Origin of the sequence: Dietzia maris, assembly GCF_036287335.1 — a bacterium.
GTDB classification, from domain to species: domain Bacteria; phylum Actinomycetota; class Actinomycetes; order Mycobacteriales; family Mycobacteriaceae; genus Dietzia; species Dietzia cinnamea.
Genome location: NZ_CP143053.1, coordinates 2,125,684 through 2,137,802, shown reverse-complemented (window position 1 = coordinate 2,137,802; position 12,119 = coordinate 2,125,684). Strand labels below are relative to the sequence as shown.

At 73.4% G+C, this 12,119-nt stretch carries 12 protein-coding genes; 11 read left to right on the top strand and 1 reads right to left on the bottom strand.

Annotated features, from left to right (window positions below; all coding sequences use genetic code 11):
* The first annotated feature begins 46 nt into the window (after positions 1–46).
* From VYL96_RS09825 to dapC, 3 genes are all read left to right on the top strand, one after another.
* Complete coding sequence (locus tag VYL96_RS09825) at positions 47–2,626, top strand: bifunctional FO biosynthesis protein CofGH (protein WP_007632555.1); 2,580 nt, start codon at positions 47–49, stop codon at positions 2,624–2,626.
* A gap of 86 nt (positions 2,627–2,712) precedes the next feature.
* Positions 2,713–3,036, top strand: a complete 324-nt coding sequence (gene fdxA / locus VYL96_RS09820; protein WP_007632557.1) for a ferredoxin — start codon at positions 2,713–2,715, stop codon at positions 3,034–3,036.
* Between the two features lie 5 nt (positions 3,037–3,041).
* The gene (dapC, locus tag VYL96_RS09815; protein WP_217354149.1) at positions 3,042–4,154 is read left to right on the top strand and encodes a succinyldiaminopimelate transaminase; all 1,113 of its coding nucleotides are present in this window, start codon (positions 3,042–3,044) and stop codon (positions 4,152–4,154) included.
* Positions 4,155–4,262: 108 nt separating this feature from the next.
* Here the strand turns inward: dapC and dapD are convergent, their stop codons facing one another.
* Complete coding sequence (dapD, locus tag VYL96_RS09810) at positions 4,263–5,231, bottom strand: 2,3,4,5-tetrahydropyridine-2,6-dicarboxylate N-succinyltransferase (protein ID WP_061227636.1); 969 nt, start codon at positions 5,229–5,231, stop codon at positions 4,263–4,265.
* Positions 5,232–5,314: 83 nt separating this feature from the next.
* On the opposite strand from dapD, the gene dapE reads away from it, so the two are divergent.
* The 8 genes from dapE (at position 5,315) to VYL96_RS09770 (ending at position 12,065) form a co-directional block, all read left to right on the top strand.
* Positions 5,315–6,484, top strand: coding sequence for a succinyl-diaminopimelate desuccinylase (gene dapE / locus VYL96_RS09805; RefSeq protein ID WP_061227683.1), 1,170 nt, complete (start codon positions 5,315–5,317; stop codon positions 6,482–6,484).
* A 77-nt stretch (positions 6,485–6,561) separates the two neighbouring features.
* Complete coding sequence (locus VYL96_RS09800; protein WP_061227637.1) at positions 6,562–7,362, top strand: LOG family protein; 801 nt, start codon at positions 6,562–6,564, stop codon at positions 7,360–7,362.
* Positions 7,362–7,916: an LOG family protein gene (locus VYL96_RS09795; protein ID WP_061227638.1), complete on the top strand. Its 555-nt coding sequence runs from the start codon at positions 7,362–7,364 to the stop codon at positions 7,914–7,916. Before VYL96_RS09800 ends, VYL96_RS09795 begins: the two co-directional genes overlap by 1 nt.
* Positions 7,917–8,044: 128 nt before the next feature.
* Positions 8,045–8,857: a dihydropteroate synthase gene (gene folP, locus VYL96_RS09790; RefSeq protein ID WP_165928459.1), complete on the top strand. Its 813-nt coding sequence runs from the start codon at positions 8,045–8,047 to the stop codon at positions 8,855–8,857.
* 50 nt (positions 8,858–8,907) lie between these two features.
* Complete coding sequence (locus tag VYL96_RS09785; protein WP_061227639.1) at positions 8,908–9,291, top strand: DivIVA domain-containing protein; 384 nt, start codon at positions 8,908–8,910, stop codon at positions 9,289–9,291.
* Between the two features lie 91 nt (positions 9,292–9,382).
* A complete protein-coding gene (locus tag VYL96_RS09780) occupies positions 9,383–9,550 on the top strand; it encodes a DUF3117 domain-containing protein (protein WP_007629831.1) in 168 nt (55 codons plus the stop codon).
* A gap of 77 nt (positions 9,551–9,627) precedes the next feature.
* On the top strand, positions 9,628–11,103 hold the full coding sequence (locus VYL96_RS09775; RefSeq protein ID WP_061227640.1) for a leucyl aminopeptidase family protein: 1,476 nt from the start codon (positions 9,628–9,630) through the stop codon (positions 11,101–11,103).
* A complete protein-coding gene (locus VYL96_RS09770; RefSeq protein ID WP_232303184.1) occupies positions 11,100–12,065 on the top strand; it encodes a putative RNA methyltransferase in 966 nt (321 codons plus the stop codon). Before VYL96_RS09775 ends, VYL96_RS09770 begins: the two co-directional genes overlap by 4 nt.
* Positions 12,066–12,119 lie beyond the last annotated feature (54 nt).

Genomic DNA, 12,119 nt, shown 5'->3' with positions numbered 1-12,119 from the left:
CACCGCTCCGCTCTCGCCGCCGCCGCGGTGGGGCATCATCGCGGGTATGGATCCCGCCGTGCCGCCCGCCGATCCCCAGCCCACGCCGTCGGCCATGCGCCGCGCCCTGCGCCGCGCCGCCGACGGCCTCACGCTCGACGTGACCGAGGCCGCGGTGCTGCTGGCCGCGCGGGGCGGGGACCTGGACCGCCTGATGGCCCTGGCCGCCGCGCGTCGGGACGCGCGTCTGGTCGACGAGGGACGCCCCGGCGTGGTGACCTACTCGCGCAAGGTCTTCGTCCCGCTCACCCGCCTGTGCCGGGACCGGTGTCACTACTGCACGTTCGTCACCGTGCCGGGCAAGCTCCGCGCGGCCGGACAGGGCATGTTCCTCGACCCCGATGAGGTCGTGGAGCTGTGCCGCCGCGGCGCGGAGGCCGGTTGCAAGGAGGCGCTGTTCACCCTGGGGGACCGGCCCGAGGAGCGGTGGCCCGAGGCGCGCGAGTGGCTCGAATCGCGCGGCTTCTCCTCCACGCTGGACTACGTGCGCGCCATGGCGATCCGCGTGCTCGAGGAGACCGGCCTGCTGCCGCACCTCAACCCCGGCGTCATGAGCTGGGCGGAGCTGTCGCGGCTCAAGCCCGTCGCGCCGTCGATGGGCATGATGCTCGAGACCACGGCGACCCGCCTGTTCACCACCCCGGGCGCCGCCCACCACGGCAGCCCCGACAAGGACCCGGCCGTGCGGCTGCGGACCCTCACCGATGCCGGCCGCCTCGCGGTGCCGTTCACCACGGGGATCCTCGTGGGGATCGGGGAGAACCGCACCGAGCGCGCCGAGAGCCTGCTGACGCTGGCCGGGCTCGCGCGCGAGTTCGGCCACCTGCAGGAGGTGATCGTCCAGAACTTCCGCGCCAAGCCCGACACCGCGATGCGCTCGGCCGACGACGCCGACCGGGACGAGTTCCTCGCCGCGATCGCCGTGGCGCGACTCGTGCTGGGGCCGCGCGTGGCCGTGCAGGCACCGCCCAACCTCGTCGACCGGGGTGACGTGCTGGCGCTGGTGGACGCCGGGGTGGACGACCTGGGGGGCATTTCGCCCCTGACCCCTGACCACGTCAACCCCGAGCGGCCGTGGCCGCACCTGGACGAGCTCACCGCGGACCTCGCCGCGCGCGGGTGGACGCTCACCGAGCGCCTCACCGCCCATCCGCGCTACGTGGGCGGGGGAGACGCCTGGATCGACCCGCGGGTGGCGGGCCACGTCCGCGCCCTGGCCGACCCGGCCAGCGGGTTGGCCGTGTCGGGCGACGACGACGAGGTGGTGCAGCCGCAGGGACGGCCCTGGCAGGAGCCCGACGACGACTGGGACTCGAGCGGACGGACCGATCTGCACACGGCGATCGACTCCGAGGGCCGCAATACGGACACCCGGTCGGACATCGGCGAGGCCTTCGGCAACTGGGACGTCATCCGGGCCCGCGCGGCGGAGCTCGGGGCCGCGGCGCTGGTCCCCGAGCGGGCCGACGCCGAGGTCGTGGCCGCGCTGCGCGCCGCCGAGGCGGACCCCGCCGGCCTCACCGATGAGCAGTACCTCGCGCTGGCCACCGCCACCGGGGACGGCCTGGCGGCCGTCGCGGGGCTCGCCGACCGGATCCGCGCCGACGTGGTGGGGGACACCGTCACCTACGTGGTCAACCGGAACATCAACTTCTCCAATATCTGCTACACCGGCTGCCGGTTCTGCGCGTTCGCCCAGCGCAAGGGTGATGCCGACGCGTTCTCGTTGTCCGCCGCCGAGGTCGCCGACCGGGCGTACGAGGCGTACGTCACCGGGGCGTCCGAGGTGTGCATGCAGGGTGGGATCGACCCGGACCTGCCCGTGTCCGGCTACGCCGACCTCGTGCGCGCGGTCAAGGAGCGGGTGCCGTCGATGCACGTCCACGCCTTCAGCCCCATGGAGATCTCCAACGGCGCGTCGCGCTCCGGGGTCGGCGTACGCGAATGGCTCACCGAGCTGCGGGCCGCCGGTCTCGACACCATCCCGGGCACCGCCGCGGAGATCCTCGACGACGAGGTCCGCTGGGTCCTCACCAAGGGCAAGCTGCCCGCCGCCGAGTGGATCGACATCGTCACCACCGCTCACGAGGTGGGCCTGCGCTCGAGCTCGACCATGATGTACGGCCACGTCGACACGCCCCGCCACTGGGTGGCGCACCTGCGGACCCTGCGTGGGATCCAGGAACGCACCGGCGGGTTCACGGAGTTCGTGCCGCTGCCCTTCGTGCACCGCAGCGCCCCGTTGTACCTCGCCGGGGCCGCCCGTCCCGGGCCGACGCGCGAGGAGAACGTGGCGGTGCACGCGTTGGCGCGGATCATGCTGCACGGGGCCATCGACCACGTGCAGACCAGCTGGGTCAAGCTCGGCGTGGCGGGCACGCGGACGATGCTGCGGTCGGGCGCCGACGACCTGGGCGGCACCCTCATGGAGGAGACCATCTCGCGGATGGCGGGGGCGGAGAACGGCTCGGCCAAGTCGCCGGCGGAGATCGAGGAGATCGCCACCGGGATCGGTCGCCCGGCCCGCCGGCGTGACACCCTGTACGGGCCCGCGCCGCGCCCCGTTCACGTGGCGGTCGTCACATAGCCGGAACCGCGCGTGGGGCGGCTTCGGCATCGGAGTGTGTCGTGGCATACGATGCTGGCCATACCGCTACGAGGAAGGTGGCTGACGTGACCTACACGATCGCAGAGCCGTGCGTCGACGTGATGGACAAGTCCTGCGTCGAGGAGTGTCCGGTCGACTGCATCTACGAGGGGGGACGGATGCTGTACATCCACCCCGACGAGTGTGTCGACTGCGGCGCGTGTGAGCCGGTCTGTCCCGTGGAGGCCATCTTCTACGAGGACGACGTCCCGGACGAGTGGACCGAGTACAACGCCGCGAACGCCGACTTCTTTGTCGAGCTGGGTTCGCCGGGCGGGGCGGCCAAGGTCGGCAAGGTCGACTACGACGTGCCGTTCATCAAGGCACTCCCGCCCATGAACCAGGAGTGAACCCGGTGGTGTCGCGCCCGGAGCGTCGACCGCCCGGGCGTGCGCTCCCGGTGTTCCCCTGGGACACCCTCGCCGAGGCGCGCTCCCGCGCGGCGGCTCACCCCGACGGGCTCGTCGACCTCACGGTCGGCACTCCCGTCGACCCGGTCGCCCCGGTCATCCGCGAGGCGCTCGCCGTCGACGCGGCCGAACCCGGTTATCCCACGACCGTCGGCACACCCGCACTGCGGCAGGCCGCCGTGGGCGCCCTCGCACGGCGCTACGGCGTCACCGGCCTGACGACCGACGCCGTCCTGCCCGCGATCGGCACCAAGGAGCTCATCGCCGGGCTTCCCTCACAACTCGGCCTGGGCCCGGGCCACACGGTCGTCGTGCCGGAGGTCGCCTACCCGACCTACGAGGTGGGGGCCCTGCTCACCGGGGCCACGGTCGTGCGCGCGGACTCGCTCACGCAACTCGGACCGTCGTCGCCGACGCTCCTGTACCTCAACTCGCCGTCCAACCCGAGCGGCAAGGTCCTCGGCGTGGACCATCTGCGCAAGGTCGTGGGCTGGGCACGCGACCGCGGTGTGATCGTCGCCTCCGACGAGTGCTACCTCGGCCTGGTGTGGGAGGGGGAGGCCCCCTCGATCCTCGACCCGCGCGTGTGCGACGGCGACCACACCGGGCTGCTGGCGCTGCACTCGCTGTCCAAGACCTCCAACCTGGCGTCCTACCGGGCCGGGTTCGTCGCCGGCGACCCCGCCCTGGTGGCGGAGCTGCTCGCGGTGCGCAAGCACTCCGGGCTGATGATGCCGCTGCCGGTGCAGTCCGCGATGGCGGTCGCCCTGACAGACGACACCCACGAGGACGAACAGCGCGAGCGGTACCGGGCCCGCCGGGCGCGTCTGCGGCCGGCGGTGGAGGCCGCGGGCTTCCGGATCGACCACTCCGAGGCCGGGCTCTACCTGTGGGCGACCCGCGACGAGCGCTGCCGGGACACGGTGGACTGGTTCGCTGAGCGCGGCGTGCTCGTGGCGCCGGGCGAATTCTACGGCCCCGCCGGTGCGCGGCACGTGCGCATCGCACTCACCGCCACAGACGCGACTGTCGACGAGGCCGTGCGCCGGCTGGCCTGACCGCCCGGCCCGGGCCCCCGCGTCCTGCACAGCACATCGAGAAGACGGCTCCGCACACATCGCCCGAGTGGGGTGTGCGGAGCCGTCTTGTCGTTGCGGGACGCGTCTCTAGTCGTTGGCGTGCAGATCCGCGTTGAGCTCGACGCCCTCGCGCTTCCACGGAACGGCCTCGACCGCACCGGAGACGGAGTTGCGGCGGAACAGCAGGTTGTCCATCCCGGACAGCTGACCGGCCTTGACCGGCTCGCGCTCCGCCCAGGCCCCGGCGCGGACGTCTACCTTGGTGCCGGCGGTGACGTAGAGACCGGCCTCGACCACGCAGTCGTCACCGAGCGAGATGCCGACGCCCGAGTTGGCGCCGAGGAGGCAGCGCTCGCCGATCGAGATGGTCTCCTTGCCGCCCCCGGAAAGGGTGCCCATGATGGAGGCCCCGCCGCCCACGTCGGAGTCCGCTCCGACGACGACGCCCGCGGAGATGCGGCCCTCGACCATCGACGCGCCCAACGTCCCGGCGTTGAAGTTGACGAAGCCCTCGTGCATGACGGTGGTGCCCTCGGCCAGGTGCGCGCCGAGGCGGACGCGATCGGCGTCGGCGATCCGAACGCCCGACGGGACCACGTAGTCCACCATGCGCGGGAACTTGTCCACTCCGTACACGGTCACCGGGCCGCGGGCGCGGAGCCTGGCCCGGACCGACTCGAAGCCCGGGACGGCGCAGGGGCCGAAGTTCGTCCACACGACGTTGGTGAGCTTTCCGAACAGGCCGTCCATGTTCGCGAAGTGCGGTCGGATGAGGCGATGGCTGATCAGGTGGAGGCGTAGGTAGGCGTCGTAGGCGTCTGCCGGTGGTTCGGTGAGGTCGGAGATCTCGACCCGCACGGCCACCCGCTCGACCCCGCGGTCCTCGTCCGGCCCGGTCAGGGACGCGAGCTCGGCGGGCACCTCGTCGCCGGACAGGACGGCGTGACCGCTCGAGGAGGCGGCGCCCAGCTCCGGTTCGGGGTACCACACGTCGAGGACGGTGTGGTCGGACGTCAGGGTGGCGATTCCGGTGGCCACGGCTCCATGTGCACTCATGGCCCCGATGCTAGCGGTCCGCCCGGACGCACACCGGTCACGGTCGAGTCGCACACCGGGCCAGGGCAACTAGGGTGGAGACCGTGACCGCCGCCCTCGATCTGACCGCCGACCCGGTCGACCTCACCCGTGCCCTGGTCGACATCCCCAGCCCCTCGCGGCAGGAGGACGCGATCGCCACGGCCGTACACGCCGCGCTCGAGTCGACCGTCGCGGCCTTCACCGGCCCGGCCGCGGGGCGGACGGAGGTGATCCGCGACGGCAACCGGGTCCTCGCCCGGACCCGACGCGGGCTGCCGGGCCGGGCCGTGCTGGCCGGGCACCTCGACACGGTGCCGCTCGCCGACAACGTCCCCTGCCGGGTCACCAGCGAGGCCGACGAGCAGATCCTGCACGGCTGCGGGACGGTCGACATGAAATCCGGGGACGCGGTGTTCCTCCACCTCTTCGCTCTCCTGGCGGACAGCGAGGACCTGGTCCACGACCTCACCCTCGTGCTCTACGACTGCGAGGAGATCGAGGCGACGGCCAACGGCCTCGGTCACCTGGAGCGCAGCCACCGCGACTGGCTGGTCGGTGACGTCGCGATCCTCGGTGAGCCCACCGGCGGACTGATCGAGGCCGGGTGTCAGGGGACCCTGCGGATCCGGGTCCACGCCCGCGGTGTGCGCGCACACTCGGCGCGCAGCTGGCTCGGCGACAACGCGGTGCACCGCCTCGCGCCGGTGCTCGGGGCGCTCGCGGCCTACGAGGCCCGGTCGGTGGACATCGACGGCTGCGTCTATCGCGAGGGGTTGCAGGCGGTGCGGATGTCGGCGGGAGTCGCCGGCAACACCGTGCCGGACGAGGCGTGGCTCGACGTCAACTTCCGTTCGGCCCCGGACCGGGACACGGACGCCGCCCTCGCGCACGCGCTCGACGCCCTCGGACTCGCCGGGCTCCCCCGGGTGGAGACCGGCGAGGTCCCGCCGACCGAACCGGGGCTGTACTGGGAGTTGACCGACCTGTCCCCGGGCGCGCTGCCCGGGCTGAGCGCCCCCGCGGCGGCGGACCTCGTCCGCGCGGCCGGCGGGCGGGTCCGCGCCAAGTACGGCTGGACCGACGTGTCCCGGTTCGCCGCACTGGGGATCCCCGCGGTCAACCTCGGACCCGGCGACCCCGGACTGGCGCACAAGCGCGATGAGCACTGTCCCGCCGTCCAGATCACCGAGGTGACCCGGACTCTGCGCGACTACCTCACCACCCCGGGCTGAGACGGCGCCGGGCCCCGCCCGAGCCAGGGTCCCGCGCCGCCGCCCGACTCACCAGAGCACAGAAGGAGACACGGCCCATGGCCCCCAACGACCCGGTCCACATGCGTGGACCCGTCCTCGTCCGTCGAGAGAAGGACGGCGAGCGCACGACCACAGACCAGCGACTGTTGGACAAGAACCAGGACACCGACTGGCTGCACACCGACCCGTGGCGGGTCCTGCGCATCCAGAGCGAGTTCGTCAACGGCTTCGGCGCCCTGGCGGAGTTGAGGGACGCGGTCAGCGTGTTCGGTTCGGCCCGCACCCGGCCCGGTGACCCCGCCTACGAGCAGGCGGTGGAACTGGGCCGCGCATTGTCCGAGGCGGGCTACGCGGTGGTGACCGGCGGCGGCCCGGGCCAGATGGAGGCGGCCAACAAGGGCGCGTGGGAGGCCGACGGTCAGTCGGTCGGACTGGGTATCGAGCTCCCCCACGAGCAGGGCATGAACCGGTGGGTCGACCTCGGTCTGCACTTCCGGTACTTCTTCATCCGCAAGACGATGTTCGTCAAGTACACGCAGGCGTTCGTGTGTACGCCGGGCGGATTCGGCACCCTCGACGAGTTCTTCGAGGCCATCACCCTGGTCCAGACGGACAAGATCACCCGGTTTCCGATCGTGTTGTTGGGCGTGGACTTCTGGTCCCCTCTCGTGGACTGGATCCGCGGCACGCTGGCCGAACAGGGCATGATCTCGGCGTCCGACCTCGAGCTGTTCCTCGTGACCGACTCGGTGCCCGAGGCGGTGGAGTTCATCCGCGAGGCGCACCACCGCGCCGCACTGACGTCCGAGCAGCGGGAGGACCTCATCGGCGAGGAGCACCGCGGGGTCGAGCGCTGATGGCGCCGGTCCCGAACCGTCGGGTGTGCGTCTACTGCGCGTCCTCGACCTACGACCCGCGCCTGCTCGAGATCGCGACCGAGGTGGGCGACGCGATCGCCCGCCGGGGCTGGTCGCTGGTCTCGGGCGGTGGCAACGTCTCCATGATGGGCGCGCTGGCCGAGGCGGCCCGCGGGGGCGGCGCCCGGACGGTCGGGGTGATCCCCGAGGGGCTGCGGGTGCGGGAGGTCGCCGACACGGCGGCCGACGAGCTCGTCGTCGTCACCACCATGCGTGAACGCAAGCGGGAGATGGAGGAGCGCTCGGACGCGTTCCTCACGTTGCCCGGGGGGATCGGGACCATGGAGGAGATGTTCGAGATGTGGACCTCGGCCTCGCTGGGGTTCCACCACAAGCCGGTCGTGCTCTACGACCCCATCGGGTTCTACCGCCCGCTCCTCGACTGGGTCGACGGGCTGGCGGAGGCCGGGCTGGTCAAGCCGGCGGCGCTGGACCGCCTGGTGGTGCGCGACGATCTCGACGCTGCCCTCGACGCCTGTGGAGGGCGCAGGTGACCACGCCCGGCGACTCGCCCGCCACCCAGCCCGCCAACCAGCCCGCCACCCAGCCGGGCCCCGCTCCCCGGCCGGTCGTGGCACCCACTCTGTGCGGTCGGCCGGTGCCGGTGGACCGCCCCCTGGTCATGGCGATCGTCAACCGCACCCCCGACTCGTTCTACGACCGCGGCGCGACGTTCACCGATCCCGCGGCGATGCGCCGCGTCGACGAGGTCGTGGCGGCGGGGGCCGACGTCCTCGACATCGGCGGCGTCAAGGCCGGGCCGGGGGACCTCGTCGACGTCGACGAGGAGACCCGCCGGGTCGTACCGTTCGTCGAGGCGGTGCGCGGGCGGCACCCGGACGTGCTCATCTCGGTGGACACATGGCGCGGTGAGGTGGCGCGGCGCGCGCTCGCGGCCGGGGCGGACGTGGTCAACGACACGTGGGCGGGCCACGACCCCGGGGTGCTCACCGCGGCCGGGGAGGCCGGCGCGGGCTTCGTGTGCTCGCACACCGGAGGCGCGGTGCCGCGGACGCGCCCGTTCCGGGTGGGGTACGCCGACGTGGTCCGTGACGTCGTCGAGGAGCTCACGTCCGCGGCCGAGCGGGCGCTGGCCGCGGGGGTGCCGGCCGACGGCGTCCTCATCGACCCGACCCACGATTTCGGCAAGAACACCTTCCACGGGCTCGAACTGCTCAGGCGGATGGACGAGATCGTGGCGGTGGGATACCCGGTGCTCATGGCCCTGAGCAACAAGGACTTCATCGGCGAGACCCTGGACGCCGGGGTGGACGACCGCGCGGAGGGCACGCTGGCGGCCACGTCGGTCGCCGCCTACCTCGGCGCACGGGTGTTCCGCACGCACGACGTGCCGGGCACGCTGCGCGCCCTGGAGATGGTCGCGTCGATCGTGGGCACCCGCCGACCTGCGCGGACTGTACGCGGTCTGGCCTGACCCGTGTGGGAGACTGGGCGCGGCGGTCGTCACTACAGGAGGGGAGCGCGATGCTCACCATCGTCGTCTACGTGGTCGTGACGCTGATCGTGGCCTCGGGCCTGTTCGCGCTGTCGCTGCTGGTGTTCGGGCGTTCGGAGTTGCTGCCCGCAGTGGAGGCGGGCCACACCGTCACCCGCCTGCCGCAGGGCCCGCTGTCCGGGGATGATATCCGGGCGGTACGCCTCGGGGTGTCCGCGCGCGGGTACACGATGGCCGAGGTCGACTGGACCCTGGAGCAGGCCGCGCTGGAGATCGACAGGTTGCGGGCGCGGCTCGGGGAGACCGCCGTCGGTGACGGCGCGCCCGTCGGGGCGGACGGCGGCGCGGTCGGCGGGGTGCGTGGTGCGGACGGTCGGTCTGCTACGACGTCCGAGTCGGGCCGGACGCGCTAGAATCTGTTGTATCCACTGGAGCAGTACCGATCGTGGGCACGGGCGCCCGGCAGGGCGCGCCCCGCGGACTAGGACGAAGGGAATCGACCTGATGGCGGCTATGAAGCCCAGGACCGGTGACGGACCGATGGAAGCGGCCAAGGAGGGCCGCGGGATCGTCATGCGCGTCCCTCTCGAGGGCGGCGGTCGACTGGTCGTCGAGCTGACCCCCGATGAGGCCAAGTCGCTCGGCGAGGAGCTGACGCAGGCCACCTCTTGATCGATCGTCCCACCGATGCCGGCGCATCCGACCCTTGTGGCGGATGCGCCGACTCATGTCACCGGAAGGTACCGCCGATGTCCGATGTCCCCAGCCGCCCCCTGCCCGCGGTCCGTGTCGCGTCCGGTGAGGTCCCCGCGGCAGCGCGGCCCGTCGTGGTGCGTCGTCCGGAGGCCGGCCGGGTGACGCGCGGCCTGGCCCGTGAGGTCAGTGTGACCGTCCGTGACGGGCGTGCCGTGCTGGAGGTGGAGGTCGACGGGTCGACGCCGCGTTCGGGCTGGTCGGGCGCCGTGGACCACGGGTTGGGGCATCGCCGCGCGGGCGCGGCGCTGGCGCGTCACCTCCGCGAGGCCGGGTCCGTCGAACCGGTGGCGGTCTCGGTGCCCGGCGAGGTCCCGACAGACCGGGTGGCGGACGTGGTCCTGGGCTACCTGTTGGGGGCGCGCGGCCAGGACGTGTTCGCGGCCGACCCCGCGCCGGTGGCGCCGGAACTCGTGGTGGTGGTCACCGCGGGACCGGGAGGGGGCGACGACGACGAGGAGCGCGTCTGCCGTGAGGTGGCGACGGCGGTGGAGGCCGCGCGGGCGACGGCCGCGGCCCGCGATCTCGCCGGCGCCCCCTCGGACCGGAAGACGCCGGAGTGGCTGGTGGGGCGGATGGCCGGGGCGCTGCGCGCCGCTGGGATGCGCGCGGACGTCCTCTCGGGTGGGGATCTCGTCTCCGGCGGGTTCGGCGGCGTGCTCGCGGTGGGCGGTGGCTCGGCGAACCCGCCGGCCGTTCTGGTGGCCCGTCGCCCCGGCCCGGGCCCGCGGGTGCTGCTGGTGGGCAAAGGCATCACGTTCGACACGGGCGGGATCTCGGTGAAACCGGCCGACGGCATGCACCTCATGCGGACCGACATGGCGGGCTCGGCGGCCGTCGTGGCGGCGGCGGAGGCGTTCTGCGCGGACACCGCGCCCGCGTACACGGGAGTGGATCTCACGGTGGTGGTGCCGTCGGCGGAGAACATGCTCTCCGGTTCCGCCTACCGTCCGGGCGACGTCGTCACCCATGTGGGCGGGACGACCTCCGAGGTCACCAACACCGACGCGGAGGGCCGGATGGTCCTGGCCGACGCATTGGCTCACGGCATCGCCGAGTGCGACCCGGAGGTGGTGATCGACGTCGCGACGCTCACCGGCGCGATGAAGGTGGCGTTGGGGATGCGGACGGGTGCGGTCATGGCCACCGACGACGATCTCGCCGACCGGGTCGCCGCCGCGGGGGCGAGGGCGGGGGAGCGGTGGTGGCGGCTCCCGCTCCCCGACGATCTGCGTCCGGCGGTCCGCTCCGACGTCGCCGACCGCCGCCAGGCACCGAAGGGACCGGGCGCCATCACCGCGGCGCTCTTCCTCGAGGGCTTCGTCGACGGCCGCCCGTGGGCGCACCTCGACATCGCCGGGCCGGCCCGCTCTCCCGAGGAGATCGACGAGGTCGGGCCCATCGCGACGGGATTCGCCACCCGCACGCTGCTCGGGTTGCTCCGCGACCTCGCGGATCGACCGCGGGCGTGACCCCCGGACCCGCCCTCCGACGGATCGTGCCCCTGTTGCGCTGCCCGTTCTGCGGGGAGGCGATGCGGGCGACCGACCAGGGCGTCACGTGCGGTTCCGGGCATCCGTTCGACCGGGCCCGCCAGGGGTATCTCAGCCTCTTCGGCCCCCGGGGTCGGCGCTTCCCCGGGGACACCGCCGATCAGGTCGCGGCCCGCGACCGGGTGCTGTCCTCGGGGCTCTTCGACGGGGTCCTCGACGCGCTGGCGGCGGTGGCCCGTGACGCCCTCGGGGCGGGAATCCCGGACCGCGACGGCATGGGGGCGGGGACCCCGGCCCGTGACGCCCTCGGTGCCGGGGCCCCGACCGGGCCCGCCGCGCGCCGCGTCGTCCTCGAGGCGGGCGCGGGAACCGGCCACTACCTCGCCGGGGTGCTCGACGCCGTCGGCCGACACGGCGACGGCGCCGACGTGGTGGGGATCGGCACGGAGATCTCGGCGGCGGCAGCCCGGCGGCTGGCCCGCGCGCACCCGGCGGTGGCCGCGGTGGTGGCGGACACGTGGGACGGCCTCCCACTCGCGGACGGCTGCGTCGACCTCGTGCAGGTGGTCTTCGCACCCCGCAATCCGTCGGAGTTCGCGCGTGTGCTGCGCCCGGGCGGGACGCTGGTCGTCGCGGTGCCCGGGGAGGGGCACCTCGAGCCGCTGCGGTCGGCCGGGGGACTGCTCGAGCCGGCGCCGGACAAGGCCGCGAGACTCGACTCCGAACTGGCGGCAGCCTTCGAGCCGGGCCCGGTCCGCGTCGTCGACCAGCGCACCGAGGTGCCCGCGGCGGTCGCCGTCGACCTCGCGCTCATGGGGCCCAGCGGGGTGCACCTCGACCGGTCACGGCTGGAGGCCGCCCTCGGCGCCGACGACCGGCCGGTCCGGCTGCACGTCGAGGTGCGCTCCTACCGCGTGCCGCTGGGCGACCGCCGCTACTGACGATCCGGGCGTGCGGGCGTGCGGGCGCACCGGGCGGCCGCCGTCGGCACGGCG